This is a genomic window from Anaeromyxobacter oryzisoli (assembly GCF_022690765.1).
In the GTDB taxonomy this organism is placed as follows: Bacteria; Myxococcota; Myxococcia; order Myxococcales; family Anaeromyxobacteraceae; genus Anaeromyxobacter; species Anaeromyxobacter oryzisoli.
Window position 1 is genome coordinate 43,789 of record NZ_JALCZA010000001.1, and the last position, 20,415, is coordinate 64,203.

General features: G+C 70.2%; 23 protein-coding genes. 14 read left to right on the forward strand and 9 right to left on the reverse strand.

All coding sequences use genetic code 11. The features are described from left to right. Positions 1–11 precede the first annotated feature (11 nt). A complete protein-coding gene (locus tag MNZ27_RS00180) occupies positions 12–203 on the reverse strand; it encodes a helix-turn-helix domain-containing protein (RefSeq protein ID WP_242391993.1) in 192 nt (63 codons plus the stop codon). A gap of 267 nt (positions 204–470) precedes the next feature. Here MNZ27_RS00180 and MNZ27_RS00185 point away from each other — a divergent pair, with 267 nt between their 5' ends. From MNZ27_RS00185 to MNZ27_RS00210, 6 genes are all read left to right on the forward strand, one after another. Further along, positions 471–710 carry a hypothetical protein gene (locus MNZ27_RS00185; protein ID WP_242391994.1) on the forward strand — a complete coding sequence of 80 codons (240 nt, stop codon included), beginning with the start codon at positions 471–473 and terminating at the stop codon, positions 708–710. A gap of 389 nt (positions 711–1,099) precedes the next feature. After that, a complete protein-coding gene (locus MNZ27_RS00190; RefSeq protein WP_242391995.1) occupies positions 1,100–1,288 on the forward strand; it encodes a hypothetical protein in 189 nt (62 codons plus the stop codon). A 4-nt stretch (positions 1,289–1,292) separates the two neighbouring features. Next, positions 1,293–1,577, forward strand: a complete 285-nt coding sequence (locus tag MNZ27_RS00195) for a hypothetical protein (RefSeq protein ID WP_242391996.1) — start codon at positions 1,293–1,295, stop codon at positions 1,575–1,577. Between the two features lie 57 nt (positions 1,578–1,634). Continuing rightward, positions 1,635–2,159, forward strand: coding sequence for a hypothetical protein (locus tag MNZ27_RS00200; protein ID WP_277957414.1), 525 nt, complete (start codon positions 1,635–1,637; stop codon positions 2,157–2,159). Between the two features lie 144 nt (positions 2,160–2,303). Then, complete coding sequence (locus MNZ27_RS00205; RefSeq protein WP_242391997.1) at positions 2,304–2,729, forward strand: hypothetical protein; 426 nt, start codon at positions 2,304–2,306, stop codon at positions 2,727–2,729. Positions 2,730–2,844: 115 nt separating this feature from the next. Next, on the forward strand, positions 2,845–3,219 hold the full coding sequence (locus MNZ27_RS00210) for a helix-turn-helix domain-containing protein (RefSeq protein WP_242391998.1): 375 nt from the start codon (positions 2,845–2,847) through the stop codon (positions 3,217–3,219). Between the two features lie 40 nt (positions 3,220–3,259). On the opposite strand, the gene MNZ27_RS00215 is transcribed toward MNZ27_RS00210, so the two are convergent. Continuing rightward, positions 3,260–4,234: a hypothetical protein gene (locus tag MNZ27_RS00215; protein WP_242391999.1), complete on the reverse strand. Its 975-nt coding sequence runs from the start codon at positions 4,232–4,234 to the stop codon at positions 3,260–3,262. Positions 4,235–4,289: 55 nt separating this feature from the next. On the opposite strand from MNZ27_RS00215, the gene MNZ27_RS00220 reads away from it, so the two are divergent. After that, positions 4,290–5,444: an IS4 family transposase gene (locus MNZ27_RS00220; protein WP_242392000.1), complete on the forward strand. Its 1,155-nt coding sequence runs from the start codon at positions 4,290–4,292 to the stop codon at positions 5,442–5,444. Positions 5,445–5,457: 13 nt separating this feature from the next. Here MNZ27_RS00220 and MNZ27_RS00225 read toward each other — a convergent pair whose 3' ends face one another. Further along, positions 5,458–5,637 (reverse strand): hypothetical protein, encoded by a 180-nt coding sequence (locus tag MNZ27_RS00225; protein ID WP_242392001.1) that lies wholly within the window; start codon positions 5,635–5,637, stop codon positions 5,458–5,460. Between the two features lie 150 nt (positions 5,638–5,787). Between MNZ27_RS00225 and MNZ27_RS00230 the strand changes: the two genes are divergently transcribed. Then, positions 5,788–6,492 (forward strand): AbiV family abortive infection protein, encoded by a 705-nt coding sequence (locus MNZ27_RS00230; protein WP_242392002.1) that lies wholly within the window; start codon positions 5,788–5,790, stop codon positions 6,490–6,492. Between the two features lie 273 nt (positions 6,493–6,765). On the opposite strand, the gene MNZ27_RS00235 is transcribed toward MNZ27_RS00230, so the two are convergent. From MNZ27_RS00235 to MNZ27_RS00255, 5 genes are all read right to left on the reverse strand, one after another. Then, complete coding sequence (locus tag MNZ27_RS00235) at positions 6,766–7,161, reverse strand: hypothetical protein (protein WP_242392003.1); 396 nt, start codon at positions 7,159–7,161, stop codon at positions 6,766–6,768. A 263-nt stretch (positions 7,162–7,424) separates the two neighbouring features. Continuing rightward, complete coding sequence (locus MNZ27_RS00240) at positions 7,425–8,030, reverse strand: recombinase family protein (RefSeq protein WP_242392004.1); 606 nt, start codon at positions 8,028–8,030, stop codon at positions 7,425–7,427. A gap of 51 nt (positions 8,031–8,081) precedes the next feature. Continuing rightward, positions 8,082–8,264: a hypothetical protein gene (locus tag MNZ27_RS00245; RefSeq protein ID WP_242392100.1), complete on the reverse strand. Its 183-nt coding sequence runs from the start codon at positions 8,262–8,264 to the stop codon at positions 8,082–8,084. 117 nt (positions 8,265–8,381) lie between these two features. After that, positions 8,382–9,806, reverse strand: coding sequence for a sensor histidine kinase (locus MNZ27_RS00250; RefSeq protein ID WP_242392005.1), 1,425 nt, complete (start codon positions 9,804–9,806; stop codon positions 8,382–8,384). Positions 9,807–9,815: 9 nt separating this feature from the next. Further along, positions 9,816–10,955: an alpha/beta fold hydrolase gene (locus MNZ27_RS00255; protein ID WP_242392006.1), complete on the reverse strand. Its 1,140-nt coding sequence runs from the start codon at positions 10,953–10,955 to the stop codon at positions 9,816–9,818. 451 nt (positions 10,956–11,406) lie between these two features. On the opposite strand from MNZ27_RS00255, the gene MNZ27_RS00260 reads away from it, so the two are divergent. The 6 genes from MNZ27_RS00260 to MNZ27_RS00285 all read left to right on the forward strand — a co-directional run bounded on the left by MNZ27_RS00260 (position 11,407) and on the right by MNZ27_RS00285 (position 19,173). Then, on the forward strand, positions 11,407–11,745 hold the full coding sequence (locus tag MNZ27_RS00260) for a P-II family nitrogen regulator (RefSeq protein WP_242392007.1): 339 nt from the start codon (positions 11,407–11,409) through the stop codon (positions 11,743–11,745). Positions 11,746–11,755: 10 nt separating this feature from the next. After that, complete coding sequence (locus MNZ27_RS23825; RefSeq protein WP_242392008.1) at positions 11,756–12,814, forward strand: two-component system sensor histidine kinase NtrB; 1,059 nt, start codon at positions 11,756–11,758, stop codon at positions 12,812–12,814. 126 nt (positions 12,815–12,940) lie between these two features. After that, positions 12,941–14,410: a sigma-54-dependent transcriptional regulator gene (locus MNZ27_RS00270; protein ID WP_242392009.1), complete on the forward strand. Its 1,470-nt coding sequence runs from the start codon at positions 12,941–12,943 to the stop codon at positions 14,408–14,410. Positions 14,411–14,957: 547 nt separating this feature from the next. Next, positions 14,958–16,382, forward strand: a complete 1,425-nt coding sequence (gene glnA, locus MNZ27_RS00275; RefSeq protein WP_242392010.1) for a type I glutamate--ammonia ligase — start codon at positions 14,958–14,960, stop codon at positions 16,380–16,382. A gap of 161 nt (positions 16,383–16,543) precedes the next feature. Next, positions 16,544–17,836 (forward strand): MDR family MFS transporter, encoded by a 1,293-nt coding sequence (locus MNZ27_RS00280; RefSeq protein ID WP_242392011.1) that lies wholly within the window; start codon positions 16,544–16,546, stop codon positions 17,834–17,836. Between the two features lie 227 nt (positions 17,837–18,063). After that, positions 18,064–19,173 carry a DUF2332 family protein gene (locus tag MNZ27_RS00285; RefSeq protein WP_242392012.1) on the forward strand — a complete coding sequence of 370 codons (1,110 nt, stop codon included), beginning with the start codon at positions 18,064–18,066 and terminating at the stop codon, positions 19,171–19,173. 243 nt (positions 19,174–19,416) lie between these two features. On the opposite strand, the gene MNZ27_RS00290 is transcribed toward MNZ27_RS00285, so the two are convergent. After that, entirely contained in the window at positions 19,417–20,163 is a 747-nt protein-coding gene (locus tag MNZ27_RS00290; protein WP_242392013.1) for an SDR family oxidoreductase, read from the reverse strand. Positions 20,164–20,415: the final 252 nt, after the last annotated feature.

The following is a 20,415-nucleotide window of genomic DNA, read 5'->3' on the forward strand; positions in this document are numbered from 1 at the left end:
CGAGTTTCCGATCACTTCTGTGAGGGGTCGGTGGGATCAACCACCGTGATCATCTTCTCGACGTCTTCGTGGCGGAGGCGCAGCCGCGTGGCGACGCGGTACGCGCGAAGCTTCCCGCGCTTGATCAGCTTGTAGATGTGGACACGCGAGCAATCGAGGATCGCCGCGGCATCAGGGACCTTGATCCAGTTTCCGTGTGACATGGATTTCTCCTTGTTTCGCCCGGTCGTCATAGAAACGTTGCTGTTACGGAGAGCCAATAGTAAACGGGAGCAACGAATTGCCAAGCTAACCCCGACGGGTCCGGGGCTTGCTTGCTAGCTCCAGGCTTTACCGGGGGACGACGAACGATGCGGCGAGGGGCTGCGCGGGGTGCGCAACTATGCCGCCGCGCCTATATTGACGCCACCATGTCACGGCGAACGACGCGCGAGGTTAGGTGCCGAATCCCCGAGAGCCTGGCGCAGGCGTTGGACGCTTACCTCGCAGCGACGTATCCAACGGGCGAACCTTTCAGCACCGCCGTGCGCGAAGCTATCGCCGCGTTCATCGCGTCGAGCCCGTTCGCCGCCGTGACGCTCGCGGAGCGCGAGTCGATTCGTGCTCACTATTCGCAAGTCGCGAGGCTCGGCCTCGCTGCCGCGCTGCGCCGCATGTCCGAAGAGCTTGCCAGCCACGAGGAACTAGTCAAGCAAGGCTACGGACTGTGAGATCGGCATCGTTGTACAGGTGATGAATTGTGACGATCGATATCGCTTCCGCTCTTGTTGGACTTCTCGTCGATGCGATCCGGAGGGAGCAATCGGCACGTCGCGAGATACGCTCAGTCATGAAACGGCAGGCGCAACTCGTACGTCAGCTACGTGACGCGGGTGTAACGACGAGCGCGATCGTTCATCGCGTCACTAGCGCGGACGGGTCGATCCTCCCCCTCGCCGAACGCCTTAAGCTCGCGGAACGGATCCGAAAGCGCGTGTGGCGACAGCGGGCGGGGACATTGCGTCCGACCGATGACGTGACCGACGGTGGACACTCGGCCCTGGCGACCCCAGGGTCGGATCATCGGGCAACCCCGCCCGCCAATTCGGAGACCACTTCCATGCCGAAGAAGCTCATCAAGAAGATCGTCACCGTCGAGGAGTACGTCGAGCCGGACGATACCGAGGTCGAGGATGTCGCAGGCGACATCGACGACGCCGACGATCCCGAGGACGAGGATCAGGACGATGAGGAGGTCGAGGACGACGACGCTGGGAAGCCTCGGAAGAAGTCCCGTCGCCGCCGGTGATCATATGAAGATCGCGATGTTCGAGGGCTACGGTGAGCCGCCCCGCAGTCGGCGCTGCAACGGTCGCGGGAAGCTCGTGGAGCGTGTCACCACGACTCGCGAGCGCGTTCGGTTCGACGGGCTGATCGCCGACGTCGATCACGGGATTCGACACGGCGAATGCGGCCGCGCTTTGAAGAGTCTCCTCGAGGCGCACTCGATCACATTCGATGTGTCGAAGGCGCGACGCTCACTTGCGCAGGCGCGGGGCATCTTCCGCCGCTACTGCCGGGTGAGCCCTCGCATGTAATAGTCAGGATGGATCGACGAGCTTGCTGCCATCGATCCGTCCACCCTCACGATCCAGATGCCAACGAAGAAGAATCGCCACCATCACGAGCGAACGATCCCGCGCCGGATCGTCGCGGTCCACGAGGCGACGCACGCAGTCGTCGCCGTCGTGCTGCGCCGTCCGCTCCACCGCGTGACTATCGAGCCACGAGGCGAGATCCTGGGGCGCACCTACCCCGGTGCTCGAGCGTTCAGCCGCCGCAGTCTTGAAGGTGACCCGCGGGCCGGACGCGCCGCGGAGGCGGAGATCGTCACCCTCCTCGCCGCCCGAGCGGGTGAGCTAAGCGCAGCGTGGCACGGACCGTCCGGCGGCTCGAACGATCGGGTCTCGGCAGAAGCTCTCGCGGCGCGCCTCTGCACGACGGACGCCGAGTGGACCGCGCTTCTCAGCCTGTCGCGGATCCGTGCCGCGCAGGTAGTGGATCGGTGGTGGCGGCAGATCCGCGAGGTCGCGAAGGCGCTTGAACAGAAGAACACGCTTTCAGGCCCGGCGGTGCGCGCGATCGTCCGTCGGACCCGACGGCGCCGCCGTCGACGCTGACGATGACGGCGGCGCCAGTCACCTGACGTTCCAGACCGCTACTGGCGCGCACCCGTCGTGGTCGCGTTCAGGGAGCAAGGGAGGGCGGTCAAGGCCGTGTTCGCGCTTAGCGCTGCGACAACGGAGCCGCTCATCTGACCTCCGTTGAACGAGATCGTTCGTGTCTCGGCCATGGTGAGGGTGATGGGATTCCCATACGAGTCGGTGCCAATCGGCTGCGAGATCGCCGCGGTAACCGATCCGCTGCACGTTCCTGTGTCGATCGTGCCAGCGAAGGCGTTTCCGCTTTCGGTCCACGTAAAGGTCTTGGCGGTTGAATCGACCGTGACCGTCACGTCAGTAACGGTCGATGCGAAGGTCGTGTTCGAGCACATCCCGCCGCTCGATGACGAGCGGGTATCGGTGATCCTCCACGAACCGCTCGGTGTGCAGGCCGGCGTCGACGTCGTGTTGCCGCTTCCCCCACACGCAGATAGAACCATCGCGATCAGCATCACACTCAGCAGCCGTCCCATCGCTGTCTCTCCGTCCTTGCCGGGAAGGTCCCGAAAGCCGCCCGGCTTGAAATGAGCCGGCCGGCACCCGCCCGGAGTGGGCGGGCAGGTGATCGCTACCCTGTCAGTGCCTGCGAAGTCAACCAGTATGGGCGTACTCCTGCGACCTGCCCTGAGGGGGCGGGTCGAGGATGGAGAAGGCTCTCGCGAGCAGAATTGGGGCGGCGGCGCGCACGGCGCGAAAGGCGCTCGGGCTCACCCAGGACGACGCCGCGGAGCGGGTCGGGATCTCGCCCGAGTTCTACGCGCGGATCGAGCGCGGTGGGACGATGCCGAGCGTTCCGACCCTCGTTCGGATGTGCGAGGCGCTTGCCGTCAGCGCCGACGTCCTGCTCGGTCGCTCACCATCGTCCCCATCCCTCGGCGAAGCCGGGCAGGCGGGTGTGGGAGTCGTCGAGGAGCCTCCGGAACTCCGACGGTTGCTGAGAAGGCTTCGGAAGGCTCGGCCGCGAACGCTTCGTCTCCTCGGCATGCTCGCGACCGAACTGGAACGCGCGCAACGGTAGCTTCACGCGGGTGACGACGCGGAGGGCGAAAACTGGTCGTCTACACGCCACGCCCCCCCGGCAAGAACCGCCACGCTTCCATCATGTGTCCTACAGCGGACGCGTCGAGGAAGTCCTCTGCCCAAGCGGGATGGGGCACGATATTGAACGACCTGTCACCCCTCGACGTATCGGGGCGCTGGATCTCACGGGTAGGCACGAACTCAGCGCGATTCCCTCGCCGCACTGCTTGCGTGAGAAGCCATGTCAGACGAGTTGAATCTTCGGTTGGCCGAGGCCCAAGGACAGTGTGAATCGACAAGTAGGGCGATTCGTTCTGGATGAGTGCCAGCGTGATTCTGTTGCGGGACTCAGCATCTGAAGGTGGGAATCGGTATCCGATGAATACGACGGTCCCCGCTTCTCTGATCGCACGTTCCGCCGCCGCCCATACTCCGTTCAAGTGTTCACGAACTGTGCTCGCCTTGGTGGGCCCGGGCGTCGCCATTACTCGTTCCAACTCCAGGTCGAGATACGAACACTTATCGTTGATGGGGAACGCGCTGAGCGGGGCGCCGTTTCGAACCCAGTTGACCGATCCGTGCACCTTCAGTACTTGGGCCGAGTCTGTGGTCGGTAGGTTCGAAGGTTCCATGACGAAGAGTTTCGAGCCCAGCGATGCGAGGGTTTCCGGAATCAGGTCGTAGTTGAAGGTGATGATCGTGTTGTTCGGCCCCAGCCCCCTAGCCCATCGGATATACGGCCCCCACTGCTCTGATCTCGAAGCGTCGACCCCGTTAAGAAACGCGGAGCATTCGGCTGCGATGATGAGGCGCGCAGCCGCTGCGAGGTTCAGAAATGCCGCGGATCCGAAACGTTGAAGATCGAAACCAGTAAGCCGCAAGCGATCGCGATGAATTCGCGATCCCATTCCTGCGGCGTCGACGAAACCCAGAAATTCCTCCGCGTCACGCCAAAGGGGCTTCTCAGGGGACAGCCGACCATCAGCTAGATGTGCCCTGAGGGATCCCCTCATCTCGGCGGCGTAGTACCTTGAAATCACGGTGCAAGGGGATCATCGTGGCGCGATCTTGAACGCGCACGCTCTCGATCGATCCCGTCTGACGGACCTCGTCTCCACCATCTTTGCCGACGATCTGCACGCAAAGCGAGTCGCCTCGCTTGCGGGCGCCGCAGTCGGAGTGCTTGAAGGAGCCGCGCTCGGCATCCACGCCATCGGGCGCGCACTTGCCACCGCGGAGGGGCTCGAGAGGAAGCACGCCGTGAAGCAAGTGGACCGGCTGTTCAGCAACCGCGGCGTGGTCCCGTGGCAGCTCTTCGCGAGTTGGGTCCCCTACGTGCTCGGGGACCGCAAAGAGATCATCGTCGCCCTCGACTGGACCGAGTTCGACGCCGACGACCAGTCGACTCTCGCGCTCATGCTCATCACGAACCATGGGCGTGCGACCCCGTTGCTCTGGAAGACGGTCGTGAAGTCGAAGGTTACGGGATGGCGGAACGATCACGAGGACGCGCTGCTGCAGCGATTCCGCGAGGTGGTCCCGGATGGCGTGAGGGTGACGATCCTCGCCGACCGTGGGTTCGGCGATCAGAAGCTTTACGAGCTTCTGAAAGATCAGCTCGGGTTCGAGTTTGTCATCCGATTTCGCGGCGTGGTGCATGTCACGAACGAACGCGACGAGACCCGCCAGGCGAAGGAATGGGTACCGCCGAATGGCCGCGCGTTCCTCATCCCGGGCGCTCGCGTCACCAAAGCCAAGCGTCAGGTCGGCGCCGTCGTGTGCACGAAAGCTCGCGGCATGAAGGAGCCGTGGTGCCTCGCCGCAAGCGACGGCGCGCTCACCGGCGCGCAGGTGGTGAAGCTCTACAGCCGGCGCTTCACCATCGAGGAGAGCTTCCGCGATCACAAGAACCTGCGCTTCGGGATGGGGCTCTCCGAAACGCGCATCGGCTCGCCGGAGCGGCGTGATCGCGTGCTCCTCGTGAGCGCCATCGCCGTCGTGCTGCTCACGATGCTTGGCGCCGCTGGAGAGGCAATCGGCATCGATAAGTGGCTCAAGACAAACACAGTGAAGCACCGCACGATCTCGCTGTTAAACCAAGGCCTCTTTCACTATGCCGCCCTGCCGAGAATGAAACCCGAGCGCGCTGAAGCTCTTATGGCCAAGTTCGGCGAGATGCTCCTTCAACAGCAAGTCTTCCGTGACGTCTTCGGGCTCGTCTGAATGAGGGGATGGATCAGAGATGTGCCCGGTAGAGGTCCACGGTCGCGGCGATGGAAGGGTGATTAACCCAGCTATGCGAGCCGAACGCTGCCTGGAGAATGTCCATCGACCCCGGCGACAAGAGTTCGGTTAGCAGAGGCCCGCCGAGTGGCTTGCTGAAACCCGCCCCGAGAATCCAGACGATCTTGTTCATGGCACTATTTAACCCCGCCGGGCTGACACGTGCGATCACCTTGCTTCGCATCGTCCGGCCCACCCGCCCGTCTGTTCCTCCGCGCGGGATCGATTCGGTGAAGTCCCCGTCATTTCGTCAGTCAGAGGCGCCATGTATACTGCGACATGTATGATGAAGGAACCGTTGTTCGAGGCCTACTCTGGGCCGTTGACGCTAGCGGAGCTTGCGGAAGGCATGAACGCAGCGGCCGAGAATGCCAGTCGACTATGCCATGATGCTGAGATTCTGCTTGATGCGAAGAGATTTCCGACCGCCGTTTCCGTCGCGCTGCTCGCGATCGAAGAGGCCGGCAAGCTCACGATCTTGCGTCAGATGGTGCTTGCGTCCGATGTGGGCGTCTGGAAGAAGGCCTGGCGCGCTTACCGGTCGCACAAGAGCAAGAACGCTGCGTGGATGTTCCCGTCGATGGTTGGTGAGGGCGCGCGCAAACTCGATGAGTTTCGCGCTCTCTTTGACGGCTCTTCGAACCATCCGTTACTCGCGGATCAACTGAAGCAGCTTGGGCTGTATACAGATTGCGTCGGGCAGCGCCGCTGGAGTGTGCCGACGGCGCTTATCGACGAGGGGCCCGCCAGGGCGATGGTGGAAACAGCGAGGGTGATGGCCCGCAAGCCCGAGCACCCAGTCACGGTGCGCGAACTCGAACTCTGGCGAGAGCATCTTGGCGCAGTTCAGGGCGCCGGGTTCGAAACGCAGAAACGCGCGCTCGCGTGTTGGGTCAGGGCTCTCGTCGCTGAAGGCCTGCACGACCAGCAGAGTCTAGATGGGTTCATGAGGTTTCTCGGGCTGGCGGACGACACAGGGCACACGTAGGCCCCGGCGCCCCGGAGTGCGGCAATCGGGGCGAGGAAGTCGAGCGCCGTCTGCGCGCCCTGAAGTGCAGCCGGGCGAGCGGGCGCTCGAAGGATCGTCAGTGCCAGCGTACCGTCAGCACCCGCAATCCACACCGAAAGGGAACGGTTTCGGGCGGCGGCGCGCGGCTCCGACAACGCCGCGACGCATGGGCCTTCTCTCTCGCCGCGCAGCGCGCGGGGTTTCGGGCACCACTCGGGTGCGTCTGTCAGAGTGAGCGCGGCGTCTCCGCGTCTACGGAGCTACCATCCATCCGGGCGGAGAGATGCCGATCGCCTGATATGCCTTAGCCAAATAGTCGTAGGCCTGTCTTCGGAAGAACTCCGGATCGTCCAAGTGAAGCGCACCGGGTTGAATCAGGTTCCCGTGATCGACGGCATTGCGGGCACCCTTGAGGTCTGAGGGCTCAGTGATGTTCGCACCTGAGTTGAACTTCTTCACGATCTTCTTAAAGCATGTGAGCTTCGCGCCGAGGCCGGGCGGACGATCTGATGCACATCTCTGTGTCCACTCCGCCGATTTGCCGGGGAAACGCCGTGCGTCCTGTGCGTACACTTGTGAAATCAACTCGGTGAGCGTGCCTTCGAGAAAGCTTCCCGCGGCGCTCGCGATCGCCTTCGCGACAGCCATTCGCTCGCGATTCTGCGTTGACGCAAGAGCCGCGTACAGCACCTCCAAGTCGATGACGTGCTTGTAGAGCCCCTCCGGATGCCACGCCGGTTGCGCCGAGGGTTCAAACACCTCAGTACAAGGGCGCGCTTGCCCCTGCGTCCACGTCGCCGCTACGGCCTTATCACTCTCGGATCCGTCGGATGTCACGCGGTCCGTCCTAGTCGAGCGTGTGCGGCTCCGCAACCAGAGACCGAGGCCCTGCTCGCTCTTTGCAGGGGCGACTATGTGTTCGCAGCCAGGAATCGCTGCAACGTTGAACGCGCGACACCCTTGCGGCGCGCCGCCTCCGCCACGGGCACGCCTGCGATGACGAGGTCGCGGGCGGCATGGAGGAGGATCTGCGACGCCCGTGGTCGCCCGATCGGTCTTCCGCTCTTCGTGCCCTTCCGCCGCGCGCGGTCGAGCCCCGCGCGCGTGCGCTCGACGATGAGGGCGCGCTCGTACTCGGCGACCGCCGCAAGCATGTCGGCCGCCATCTTCGCGGCAGCGTCGGGCCGATCTGGATCGAGGTCGATCCCCTGCGTCACCGCGACGAGGCGGACTCCCGCGCGGCGTAGCTCGTCCACGTTGCGTGCGAGATCGAGGACGGAGCGCCCGAGCCGGTCGAGCTTCCAGACGAGCACGGCGCGGACCTCGCCGCGCCGCGCGGCGTCCATGACCCGGATGAGCCCCGGGCGGTCGGCCTTGGCGCCGCTGCCGGTCTCCTCGACGACGAGCGCCGGCGTGAGCCGCATGCGATCGGCCGCCTCGCGAAGGGCGGTGACTTGCTGCTCGCACGACTGCTCGCCGGTGCTGACCCTGGCGTAGATGGCGACCGGGACAGGCATCACGGATGGACCGCCAGCCGGACCGGGACCGCTTCGTACATCTGTGCAGTCCTACTGATTCGAGAGCACGCAATACGCGTGCACCTGGATCCCGTACCGGTTCGCAGCGACCGCGAGGACGTAGCGAAAGATCGCGTCCGTGTCCTTCGAGGGCCGGAGGAAGAAGCGACGCTCCGAGCAGCGGCGCGTGACGAGGTAGGTGGCGCCCTCGAGAACCTGACGCGGAAGGGTCATGCCAGGGGTGCAGGGCAACCGGCGTGCCGACGCGACACCCTTGAAATTGCGCGACGTCGCCGGTGCTGCGCGTCCGCGCGGCGGACGGGTGGTCCGCGAAAACTTCTCTCGGTCGGGTCAGGCGGGCTCGGCCTCGTCCGGCTCCGCCTCGCCCACCACGGGCAGCACGAGCCGTGCGACGGTCCCGCCGCCGTCGCGATCGAGGAGGGCGAGGGTCCCGCCGTGCGCGTCGGCGACCTTCTTGGCGAGGGCGAGGCCGAGGCCGGTGCCGGCGGACTTGGTGGTGAAGAAGGGGCGGAAGAGGGTCGCCCGCGCCTCGGGGGTGAGGCCGGGGCCGCGGTCGCGCACCTCGATCGCTGCGTCGTCGCCCTCCACCGTCGCGGCGACCTCGACCACGCTCGCCGCCGGCGACGCCTCCACCGCGTTCCGCACCAGGTTCACCACCGCCCGGCGGAGCTGCTCGCCATCGCCGCGCACCTCGCCACCGCCCTCCACGAGCAGCGACACCTGGCGCTCGGTCGCGACGGGCTGGGCGAGATCGGCGGCCTCGGCGAGCAGCCGCGAGAGGTCCACCGCGTCCCGCACGGGCGGCCGGCTCCGCGCGTAATCGAGGAACTCCCCGACGACCTTCGACAGCGCCGCGAGCTCGCTCCGGATCCGGGCCACGTGTGCGTCCTGGGGCGTGCCCTGGAGCTCCTCGGCGAGGAGCCCGGCGAAGAGATCGAGGGCGCCGAGGGGGTTGCGGACCTCGTGGGCGATCCCGGCGAGGAGGGTCTCGCGCTCCTCGTCGCGGGCGCGGAGGGCGCGGCGCATGTCCTCCAGGGTGTCCCGGAGCGTGCCGATCTCGTCGCGCCGCGGCCGCTTCGCGAGCGGCGTCTCGAGGTCCCCCCGGGCGATGCGGCGGGCGGCGTCGGTGAGGCGCGTGAGGGGCCGCGTCACCGAGAGGGACGCGCCCGCGGCGACCAGCGCGCCGGCGATGGCGCCGGCGATGGCGAACCCGCCGAGGAGCCGCCGGAACCGCCGCAGCGTGACGAACGACGCCGCGGTGCCCTCCGCGCCCACGACCGCCACCACCTTGCCCGCGCCGTTCCGGAGCGGCGCGTACCCGCTCTTGTAGAGCCGCCCGTCGGAGCCCTCAAAGAGCACCTGGCTCGCGATGGCCCTCCCGCCGGCGGCGAGGGCGATCTCGAGCCGGTCCTTCTCGAGCGCGGGCAGCGCGCCGCCGATCGGGGCGCGGCCGCGGGAGTCGGCGATGGCGGTCCGGTCCGGCCGGACCACGTAGAGCCGGGTGTCCGTCGCGCGGGCGAGGGCGTCGAGCCGCGCGCGCAGGTTCCCGTAGGTGCGGCTCCGCTCGTCGCCGGGGCCGAGCCGGGTGATCCGGTCGGCGGGGAGGATCGCGGCGGCGGCCTGGGCGGCGGCGACGAGCCGCGCCCCGAGCTCGTCCTCGAGGGCGCGGCGCGCGAGCCGGTCGGCGACGAGCGCCATCGCGGCGAGCGAGACCAGCGCGGGCAGCGCGGCGGCGAGGGCGAAGCGGCGGCGCACCGGACGATGCTACTGCGGATCGGCGCCGGTGCCCGCGCCCGCCCGAGCGGGTCCGGCGTCCCTGCCGTCGGTGCCGGTGTCGGCGGCGGTGGCGCCCGCGGGCCCGGTGACGGCGGAGTGCGTCCGGAGGAACCGCTCGATGAGCGGGTAGACCACCTCCGGCGCGGTCCGGCCGAGGAGCAGGTCCACGTGGCCGAACCCCTGCCCCACCACGACGTACTCCTTCGGACCGCCCCACCGCCGGTAGGCCGCCTGCACCACCGCCGGGGGCGCGAGTCCGTCCTTCTCGGCGGCGACGAAGAGCGCGGGCTGGCGGCAGCCCTCGAGGCCGGCGCGGTAGTCCACGGCGCCGTCCATCGAGCGGAAGCTGTCCTCGCGGATGAAGGCGGCGAACTGGGAGAGCACGCCGGGCTGGAGGTTCTCGATCCCGTTGGCGAGCATCCGCCGGTAGACCCGCGGCTCCACGTTGCGGAGCTGGATCGCGAGGTCGAAGAGCGCCGGATGCCAGTACCCGGAGAACGGCGCGAGCATCCGGGCCGCGAGCCGGGTCAGGTGGCCGAGGGCGGTGAACCGCAGCGTGACCAGCTTCCGGAGCCGCTCCTGGACGTCGTAGTGCGCGGGCACGCCGAGGGTGACGATCGCCGCGATCCGCTCCGGGCAGAGCTCGCAGGCGGCGAGCCCCACGATCCCCCCCTGGCTGTGCCCGACGTAGAGCACCTGCTCCGCCCCGGTCTCGCGCCGGATCGCGTCGAGGGCGGCGGGGAGGTCCTCGCGAACGTAGGTGTCGAGGTTCCACCGGCGCGACGCGCCCGGGCCTGGCCGCGACGCACCGTGGCCGCGGTGGTCGAGGGAGAAGCAGTCGAAGCCGGCGCGGGCGAGGTGGTCGGCGAGCGACCAGCGGGCGAGCCCGAACTCGTACGTCTGCCGGTTCACGCCGATGCCGTGCACGAGCAGCACGGGCGGCCCCCGGGGCGGCCCCACCGGGCGCCGGCGTCCCAGGGCCAGGTCCCAGCCGTCGCGCGTCGGCGCCCGGACGAGCGTGTCCTCGATCGGGGGCGCGCGCAGCCGCCAGGTCCAGAACGCGTAGTGCAGACCGGCGAGGAGAAGGAAGGCGGCGGCGAAGGCGAGGGCGACGAGGAGCGGCTGCACGGACGGAGATTCTATGGCGCCGCCCGCTCGCGTCGAGCGTCACGAGCGCCCGCCGCGATCGCGATGCGGGGGGTCCAAAACTTCTCTCGGTCGGGCGGGCCCGGCCCGGGCCCGGGCGGACCAGCGGGCCGGTCCGGCGGGCCGGGGCGGAACTTCTCTCGGTCGGGCACCTCTCGGTCGGGCACCTCCGCCACGGCCGGGCACGTGGCCCGGTGGTTGCACCCTGCTCCCTCGTGCAACGGGCGATCGACGGCCGTGGCGGCATCGCGCCGCCGACTCGCGCGATGCGTCGTGAAGGAGTCGAGGCGAAGCGACGAGGCGATGTGCAGGTGACGGGCAAGCGGAAGCACACGTTCCGGGCATGTCCGGCGGCGCGCGGTCTCGCATATCATTGACCGCTCGCGTCGACGGAGCGTAGCGTCCGGACATCCATATTCCAACGAGGTGAGCCGTGAAGAAGGTCGAGGCGATCATCAAGCCGTTCAAGCTGGACGAGGTGAAGCAGGCTCTCTCCGAGGTCGGGGTCGCGGGCCTCACGGCCACGGAGGTGAAGGGCTTCGGCCGGCAAAAGGGGCACACCGAGCTGTACCGGGGGGCCGAGTACGTGGTGGACTTCCTCCCCAAGGTGAAGGTCGAGGTCGTCGTGTCCGACGCCCTGGTCGGCCGCGTCGTCGAGGTGATCGAGCGCGCCGCCAAGACCGGCCGCATCGGCGACGGGAAGATCTTCGTGCTCCCGGTGGAGGAGGTCATCCGCATCCGGACCGGCGAGCGCGGCGACGAAGCCCTCTAGCCGAGGGGACGTGACCCGGACCGGCAAGGCCTCGCCGCTCGCCGCCGCCCTCGCCCGGGCGGCCCTCGACTCGCTCCCCGACGCGATCGTGGTCGTCGGGGCGGACGGCGGGGTGCTGCACCTCAACCCCGCCGCCGAAGAGCTCTTCGGCCGCTCGCGCGAGCGGGCGGTCGAGCTCCCGGCGCGCGCCCTGCCGGGCGGGGCGCAGCTCGCGATGCTCGCGGAGCGCGCCCGTATCTCGCAGGAAACCCAGGCGGGCGACTATCCGAGCCCTCAGGACCCCGGGACCTCGATCCCGGTCGAGGCGAACCCGCTCCTCGACGGCGCGGATTGCGTCGGCGCGGTCCTCGCCCTCCGCGCCCGGCGCTCGCCCGAGCGCGCCCTCGACTTCGAGGCGCTCGCCGCTGGGCTCGCGCATGAGATCAAGAACCCCCTCGCGGGGCTCCAGGGCTCGGCGGAGCTCCTCGCCCGCGAGGCGGAGGGGCCAGCCCGGGAGTACGCGCAGGTGATCGCCCGCGAGGCGAAGCGGGTGGACGGCCTGGTCCGCGAGCTGCTCGACCTCGCCCGGCCGGCGGCGCTCCAGGTCGGGCCGGTGAACCTGCACAACGTCCTCGACGACGTGCTGGTGCTCGCCCGCGGCGTGCCGAACGGCGACCGGATCAAGTTCCAGGAGCGCTACGACCCCTCGCTCCCGTCGGTGCAGGGCGACGCCGAGAAGCTCACGCAGGTGGTCCTCAACCTGATCCGGAACGCGGTGGACGCCGTGATGGGCCGGCCCAACCCGGTCATCACCCTCGAGACCGGCGTGGCCGGGCTTCGGCTCCGCTCCGCGAGCGGCCGGACCCGGCCCCTCGCCCGCATCTCGGTCCAGGACACCGGCCCCGGCATCCCCGAGGGGATGATCCCCCGCCTGTTCACGCCCTTCGCGACCTCGAAGCCGCACGGCACCGGGCTCGGCCTCGCCATCAGCCGGCGGATCGTCGAGGCCCATGGCGGCCGGATCGAGGTGAAGAACCGGGCCGCGGGCGGCGCCGAGGCGAACGTGTACCTTCCCCTCGACGTGCCGTAGCCAGGTCTCCTGGCCGCCCGCTCGACGCGCGGCCGGGCGGGTGCGCTGGCGCCGCGCTGCCCTGGCGGGTGGCGCGCTGGCCCCGTCCTTGCTTAGAGCAGCCTTCGGCTTGGAGAGGAGGCACGCTTGCGGAAGGTCCTGATCGTCGACGACGAACCCTCGGTGCGCTTCGTCCTCGCGCGGACCTGCGAGCGCGCGGGGGTGCCATTCGAGGAGGCGGGCAGCGCGGAGGAGGCGCGGGTGAAGCTGCGCGCCTCCGGCGGAGGCCAGGACGGGATCGGCCTCGTCCTCCTCGACGTCCGCCTCCCCGGCGACGACGGCTTCAAGCTCCTCGGCGAGATCGGCGGCCGGACCGACTCGCCGTTCATCGTGGTGATGACCGCCGAGGACACCATGCGCTCCGCCGTCGAGGCGATGAAGCGCGGCGCGGCGGACTACCTCGGCAAGCCCTTCGACCTCCCCCGCGTCGAGCGGATCGTGCGGGACCTCGCCGCCGTCAGCGCGGCGCCGGTGGACGGCCACGAGCCCGGCGCCGAGGCGGAGGCGCCGGGAGACTCGGTCGAGGCGCGGATCGACCCGAACGCCGAGCCCCGCCGCTATCGTGACGTGGCGCTCCCCGAGACCCTGATCGGCCGCTCCGCCGCGATGGTCGAGGTCTACAAGGAGATCGGGCGGGTGGCGCGGACCGAGATGACCGTGCTGCTCATGGGCGAGTCCGGGACCGGCAAGGAGCTGGTCGCCCGGGCGGTCCACGCGAACTCGACCCGCTCGCGCGGCCCCTTCGTCACCGTCAACATGGCGGCGATCCCTCGGGATCTCATCGAGAGCGAGCTCTACGGGCACGAGAAGGGCTCCTTCACCGGCGCGGTCGAGCGCCGCCCGGGCAAGTTCGAGCTCGCGAGCGGCGGGACGCTCTTCCTCGACGAGATCGGCGAGATGCCGATCGAGCTGCAGGCGAAGCTCCTCCGCGTGCTGCAGGAGCGCGAGGTGGACCGGGTGGGCGGCTCGCGCCCGCTCCCCGTGGACGTCCGGATCGTCGCCGCGACGAACGCCGATCTGGCCCGCTCGGTCGAGGAGGGCCGCTTCCGGCGCGACCTGTACTACCGGCTCGCGGTGGTCCCGATCCGCCTGCCGCCGCTGCGCGAGCGCGAGGGCGACGTGGTCCTGCTCGCGCGCCACTTCATCGCGAAGTACGGCGAGCAGCTCAAGGGGCGCGCCGTCGCCCTCGCGAAGGACGCCGAGCCGGTGCTGCTCTCCCACGCCTGGCCCGGCAACGTCCGCGAGCTCCAGAACGTGCTGCAGCGGGCGCTCCTCAAGGTCGCGGGCCAGCGGATCGGCGCGAGCGACCTCATCGGCCTGCTGCCCGCGGCGACGACGCAGGAGCGCGGCGTGCGCGGGCTGGTCGAGTCGGTGCTCGATGCCGCCGCGCCGGAGCACGGCCGCTATCAGGCCGCCCTCGCCGCGGTCGAGGGGCCGCTCATCGCCGCGGCGCTCGCACGCACGAAGGGGAACCAGCTCCGCGCCGCCGAGCTCCTCGGCATGAACCGGAACACGCTCCGCGAGCGCATGCGCGCGCTCGGGATGAAGCCGCGATAGCGGCTCCCACTGCCCGCACTTCGCGCAGGGCTCTGCCTGGATCTTGGGCAGCGGCGGGCGCTCGGTCCTGCGCCGCGGTCGGCGCTGGCGAGCGCGAGCGCCCGTCAGCCTCGCAGCGCCGGGCCAGATCCCGTAGCAGCTAGTCGCGCCAGCGCGTCGGTGTCGGGTCGAGTCCGCACCGTGGCCCCGGTGCGTCTGGGCGCCGCTTCGAAACCTCCCTCGGTTGGTCGGCGCTGGCCCGGCGGCACCGCGCGGTCGCTGCAGCGCGGGCGCGGGCTCGCCCGGCTCGCCCGACCGAGAGAAGTGCACGCTGCGGCGGCGGCGCGCAGGCTGGGCGGGGCAGGAAAACTTCTCTCGGTCGGGTTCGAGCATCGACCCGCGTGGTCCACGCTGCCCGGAAATCGAGCACCCCGTGATACGGGACGAGGCAGCAACCCCTCGTATCGCCGTGGATTTGCAGGGTGGCGGGGGTTTCGCGGGTGGCATGTGGCGTGCTATCTCGACCGGCACCAACCGCTCCGATTTCGGACACTGGAGACACCGCGCGATGGCGAATCTGACCCCGAAGCAGGTCCTCGACATGGCCAAGGAGAAGAAGGCCACCTACGTCGACCTGAAGTTCATGGACTTCGTCGGCATCTGGCAGCACTTCTCGATCCCGCTCTACGAGCTCACGGAGGACGTGTTCGAGGCCGGGCTCGGGTTCGACGGTTCGTCGATCCGCGGCTGGCAGGCGATCAACGCGTCCGACATGCTCGTGGTCCCGGACCCGACCACGGCGACGATCGACCCGTTCATGGCGGAGCCGACGCTCTCGCTCATCTGCAACGTCACCGACCCGATCACGAAGGAGCCGTACTCCCGCGATCCGCGCAACATCGCGATCAAGGCGGAGAAGTACCTCAAGTCCACCGGCATCGGCGACGCCGCCTTCTTCGGCCCCGAGGCCGAGTTCTTCATCTTCGACGAGGTCCGCTACGAGTCTGGCGTCAACCAGGCCTTCTACAAGGTGGACTCGGTCGAAGGGCAGTGGAACACCGGCCGCGAGGAGGCGGGCGGGAACCTCGGCTACAAGCCCCGCTACAAGGAGGGCTACTTCCCGGTCGGCCCGACCGACTCGCAGCAGGACATCCGCACCGAGATGTGCCGGGTGATGGAGCAGGTCGGCATCCACGTGGAGCGGCAGCACCACGAGGTCGCCACCGCCGGCCAGGCCGAGATCGACATCCGGTTCGAGTCGCTGGTGAAGAGCGCCGACAACCTCCAGTGGTTCAAGTACGCGATCAAGAACGTCGCGCGCCGCCACGGGAAGACCGTCACGTTCATGCCGAAGCCGCTCTACGGCGACAACGGCTCGGGCATGCACGTCCACCAGTCGATCTGGAAGACCGGCAAGCCGCTCTTCGCGGGTGACGGCTACGCGGGCCTCTCCGAGCTCGCGATGCACTACATCGGCGGCATCCTGAAGCACGGCCCGGCCCTCGCCGCGCTCTGCAACCCGACCACGAACTCGTACAAGCGGCTCGTGCCGGGCTTCGAGGCGCCGGTGAACCTCGCCTACTCCGCCCGCAACCGGTCGGCGTCGATCCGCATCCCGATGTACTCGCCGTCGCCGAAGGCGAAGCGCGTCGAGTTCCGCTCGCCGGATCCGTCCTGCAACGGCTACCTCGCGTTCTCGGCGATGCTCATGGCCGGCCTCGACGGCATCGAGAACAAGCTCAGCCCGGGCCAGCCGCTCGACAAGGACATCTACGGCATGTCGCCGGAGGAGCTGAAGGACATCCCGAAGATGCCGGGCTCCCTCGACGAGGCGCTCGAGTGCCTCCGCAAGGACCACAAGTTCCTGCTCAAGGGCGACGTCTTCACCGAGGACGTGATCGAGACCTGGATCCAGTACAAGTACGACAAGGAAGTGAACCCGGTCCGGATGCGCCCGAACCCGCTCGAGTTCGCGCTCTACTTCGACATCTAGTCGAAGCGTTCGGCAGACCGTCTCACCGGCGGCCGCCCGCGAGGGCGGCCGTCGTCGTTTCGGCGATCGCGACGCCCCCGCCGCGGAGCCATGACGACGACCGCCGCGACGCGAGGCCTGCCCGCCTTCCCCGTCGCCCGCCCCTCTGGTATTCCGGGCCCGTGCCGACCCTCCGGGACCGATACCGCGCCACGGTGGGCGGGCTGCCGCCGGTCTTCTGGACCCTCTGGACCGGCATGCTCCTGAACCGGCTCGGGAGCTTCGTCGGGACCTTCCTCGCCATCTACCTGACGCGGGACTGCGGCTTCACCGTCGCCGAGGCTGGGCGCGTGGTCGCCCTCTACGGCGTCGGGATCACCGCCGCCGGCCCGGTGGGCGGCTCGCTCGCGGACCGGGTCGGCCGCCGCTTCACGATGCTGCTCGGGCTCGTCCTCGGGTCCGCCTCCGTGGTCGCGCTCGGCTTCGTGCGGGATCCGACCGGCCTCGCGGTCCTCGCCTTCCTCGCCGCGGCCACGGGCGAGCTGTACCGACCCGCGGTCAACGCGGCGGTCGCCGACGTGGTCGCGCCGGAGGACCGGCCGCGCGCGTACGGCCTCGTCTACTGGGCGGTGAACCTCGGGTGGGCCCTCGGCCTCGCCTTCGCCGGCGTGGTCGCGGACCGCTCCCTGGTCGCGCTCTTCTTCCTCGACGCGGCCACCACGCTCGCGTTCGCGGTGGCCATCGCGCTGCGCGTGCCGGAGACGCGACCGCGGGGGCTGGTGCGCCAGCCGCCGCTCGCCGGGCTGCGCCGGGTCCTCGCCGACGGGCCGTACGTCGCCTTCCTCGCCCTGAACCTCGCGGCGCTGGTGGTGTTCACCCAGTTCCAGCTCGCCGCGCCGCTCGACATGGGCGCGCACGGGATCGGGCCGGGCGCGTTCTCCCTGCTGATGGCGCTGAACGGCGTCGGGGTCGTCCTGCTCCAGCCCACGCTCGCGCCCCAGCTCCGGCGGTTCGACGGCGCGCACCTCCTCGCCGCCTCCGCGCTGCTCATCGGCCTCGGCTTCGGCGTGAACGCCTTCGGCGGGTCGTTCCCGGTCTACGCCCTCGGCGTGGTGCTCTGGACGATCGGCGAGGTGGTCGGGTTCCCCGTGGCGTCCGCGCTCGTCTCGGACCTCGCGCCGGCGGAGCTCCGCGGCCGCTACCAGGGCGCGTTCTCCATGACCTGGGGGCTCGCCTTCACGCTGTCGCCCGTCTTCGGCGGCGAGCTGCTCGAGCGCTTCGGGGGCCGGACGCTCTGGCTCGCCTGCCTCGTGGTCGGCGCCGCCGTGGCGCTCGGCCACCTCGCCGCCGCGGGTCCGCGCCGCCGTCACCTCGCGAGGCTCGGCGTCCAGGCGGCCCCCGAAGCGGGCGTCCGAGGCCGGCTCTGCCAGGGGCTGGCGCAGGGTGCCGCGCCGGGCGGCGCGCGCCTGCGCTGATTCGCCACCGTCGAAACTTCTCTCGGTTCGGTTTGGGCGCCCCCCTGCGGGCCCCCGCGCGGTCCGGCGCGCGCGCGGTCGCGCGGGAAAACTTCTCTCGGTCGGGAGCGGCGGCGGGGAACGGCCGCAAACTTCTCTCGGTCGGGAGCGAGGGACCCGGGCGGGCGCCCCCGCGCCGGCGGCAGCGCGCGCCGCCCGTTGGCAGGATGGTCCTGAGGGAGGCTCCCATGACCACGCCCCGCAGCGGGATGGCCCGACTCGCCGAGGAGCTGGCGCTCGAGCGCGCGAAGGTGGCGGACCGATCGCCGCCCTACGAGCGGGCGCTCGAGCACTTGCCCACCGTGCTGGAGGGTGCCGAGGGGCGCTACGTCGCCGCCGCGTGGGAGCACCGGACGTTCATCGTGCCGGGGGAGCGCGCGCAGCTGCTGCTCGCCGCCCTCCGCGCCGACGCGCGGGCGGAGGGGCCGGGGCACCCGCTCTACGAGGGGTTCGGCGCGCCGGCGCCACGCGCCGGGGCGGTGACGGAGGCCGCGATCCGGGCGGGGCTCTCCCCGGACCGGGAGCGCGTGTACGACGCGCTCGCCCAGCGCTGGGTCGCGATCGAGGAGCCGGCGCGCGCCGTGGCGTGGCTCTGGCCGGCGGCGCTCGCCGGGGCGTCTCGCGGGGCGCGGCCGCTCGCCATTGCCGAGGTGGGCGCGCGCGCCGGGCTGAACCTCGTCGCGGACTCCCTCCCGCACGGCTGGACCTTCACCGACGGCGAGGAGGTCGAGGCCGCGCGCGGCGTGCGGACCATCGCCCGGCTCGGCCTCGACCCGGCGCCCCTCGACGCGCTCCGGCCCGGGGACGCGGAGTGGCTCCGCTCCTGCGTCTGGCCATGCGACGCGGAGCGGGCGGCGCGCCTCGAGCAGGCGCTCGCAGCGTTCGTCGCGGCGCGCGCGCGGCCGGACGCGCCGGTGCTGCTCCCGATCGCGGCGCGGAACGCGCCCGCCCGCCTGGACCTCCTCTCGGGCCGCGTGCCGGACGCGCTCGTCCTCGCGTACCAGACGCACCTGCGCGAGCGGCTCGCCCAGGACGAGCGCGCCGAGTACGAGGCCGGGATGATCGCCTGGCTCGCGACCCACCCGCCCGGCCGGGCGCTCTGGGTCGAGCTCGAGCCGGCGCGGACCGGCGAGTCGTCGATGATCGTCGCCCACGCCCGCGAGGTGGACGGCCGCGTCCGCACGTTCGAGCTGGCGCGGTGCGAGCCGCACCTCTGCGAGCTGGCGCGGGACCGTGAGGCGGTGGAGGCGCTCCGCGCGCTGCTCGCGCCGCAGGGCGCGGCGGCGCTGCCCGCGTAGGCGCGCCGGATGCGCGCCGTCCGCCGCTCAGCGCCCGTGACGGTCCCCGTATCCGTGCCCGTGACCGTGACCGTCCGTCTCCGTGCCCGCCTCCCGCGTCCCGCATCCCGTGGCCCGTGTCTCCGACGGATCGCGGGATCGGGCCACGGGCCACGGGAACGGGTTCACGGGTCACGCAAAGCCGGTCACGGTGACGGGCACGGCCACGAAGACACGCGGCGGTGTTCCCGCGCCTCTGGGCGGCTACAGGGAGAGCCCCCCGTCCACGTCCACGCAGCGGCCGTCGAAGTAGTCGCACTCGAAGACGAACCGGACCGCGCGCCAGACGTCCTCCGGCACGCCCGCCCGCCCCACCGGCACCCTCCCCACGATCGCGGCGCGCACCTTCTGGTTCATGCCTTGCGTCATCGGGGTGTCGATGAGCCCGGGCGCGACCGCGCCGACGCGGATCCCGAGCGGCGCGAGCTCGCGCGCCCAGGTGACCGTGTTCGCGGCGAGCGCCGCCTTCGCGGCGACGTAGGCCGACTGCCCGCGGTTCCCGTGACGGGCGAGCGACGAGAGGTTCACGATGACGCCCGGGCGCGTCCCGGCGCGGGCGAGGTACGCCGCGACCTCGCGGACCATCCGCGTCGCGCCGGTGAGGTTCACGGCGATCACCGCGTCGAACTCGGCCTCGGGGAGCGTCGTCACCTCGCCGGTCGTCTCGTCTCGCTTCACGAGGAGGCCGTCGCGGATGATCCCCGCGTTGTTCACGAGGGCGTTCAGCCCGCCCATCGCCCCCGCCGCCCAGCCGACGAAGGCCCGCGCGTCCTCCGGGCTCGTCACCTCGAGCCGCCGCCGGTGGATCCCCTCCGGCAGCGCGGCGAGCCCCGCGTCGTTCACGTCTCCCGCCGCGACCCGCGCGCCCGCCTCGAGGAGGCGCCGCGCGAAGTGGGCCCCCATCCCCTGGGCGGCGCCGGTCACGATCACCTTCAGCTCTCGCAGCTCCATGGCTCCTCCTCGCGAGGACCCCGCCTCCGGATGATGCGCGCGCGCGCCACCCTCCGGCGCTCCCGGAAGGGGTCCCGGGCCGAGTCCGTACCCGTGACCGTACCCGTGACCGTCCCCGTATCCGTGCCCGCCTCCCGCGTCCCGTCGCCCGTGGCCCGTGTCTCCGTCGGATTACGGACCCGCATCGCGGCGACCGATCCCCACCGCGAGCGCTCCGGCGAACGGGATCGGGCGACGGGCCACGGGAACCGG

Coding starts and splice junctions, on each gene's coding strand:
- glnA (WP_242392010.1), top strand. CDS start 14,958: ATGGCGAATCTGACCCCGAAGCAGGTCCTCGACATGGCCAAGGAGAAG.
- MNZ27_RS00225 (WP_242392001.1), bottom strand. CDS start 5,637: ATGAACAAGATCGTCTGGATTCTCGGGGCGGGTTTCAGCAAGCCACTC.
- MNZ27_RS00290 (WP_242392013.1), bottom strand. CDS start 20,163: ATGGAGCTGCGAGAGCTGAAGGTGATCGTGACCGGCGCCGCCCAGGGG.
- MNZ27_RS00245 (WP_242392100.1), bottom strand. CDS start 8,264: ATGACCCTTCCGCGTCAGGTTCTCGAGGGCGCCACCTACCTCGTCACG.
- MNZ27_RS00235 (WP_242392003.1), bottom strand. CDS start 7,161: ATGGCTGTCGCGAAGGCGATCGCGAGCGCCGCGGGAAGCTTTCTCGAA.
- MNZ27_RS00180 (WP_242391993.1), bottom strand. CDS start 203: ATGTCACACGGAAACTGGATCAAGGTCCCTGATGCCGCGGCGATCCTC.
- MNZ27_RS00195 (WP_242391996.1), top strand. CDS start 1,293: ATGAAGATCGCGATGTTCGAGGGCTACGGTGAGCCGCCCCGCAGTCGG.
- MNZ27_RS00190 (WP_242391995.1), top strand. CDS start 1,100: ATGCCGAAGAAGCTCATCAAGAAGATCGTCACCGTCGAGGAGTACGTC.
- MNZ27_RS00200 (WP_277957414.1), top strand. CDS start 1,635: ATGCCAACGAAGAAGAATCGCCACCATCACGAGCGAACGATCCCGCGC.
- MNZ27_RS00210 (WP_242391998.1), top strand. CDS start 2,845: ATGGAGAAGGCTCTCGCGAGCAGAATTGGGGCGGCGGCGCGCACGGCG.
- MNZ27_RS00240 (WP_242392004.1), bottom strand. CDS start 8,030: ATGCCTGTCCCGGTCGCCATCTACGCCAGGGTCAGCACCGGCGAGCAG.
- MNZ27_RS00285 (WP_242392012.1), top strand. CDS start 18,064: ATGACCACGCCCCGCAGCGGGATGGCCCGACTCGCCGAGGAGCTGGCG.
- MNZ27_RS00230 (WP_242392002.1), top strand. CDS start 5,788: ATGATGAAGGAACCGTTGTTCGAGGCCTACTCTGGGCCGTTGACGCTA.
- MNZ27_RS00215 (WP_242391999.1), bottom strand. CDS start 4,234: ATGAGGGGATCCCTCAGGGCACATCTAGCTGATGGTCGGCTGTCCCCT.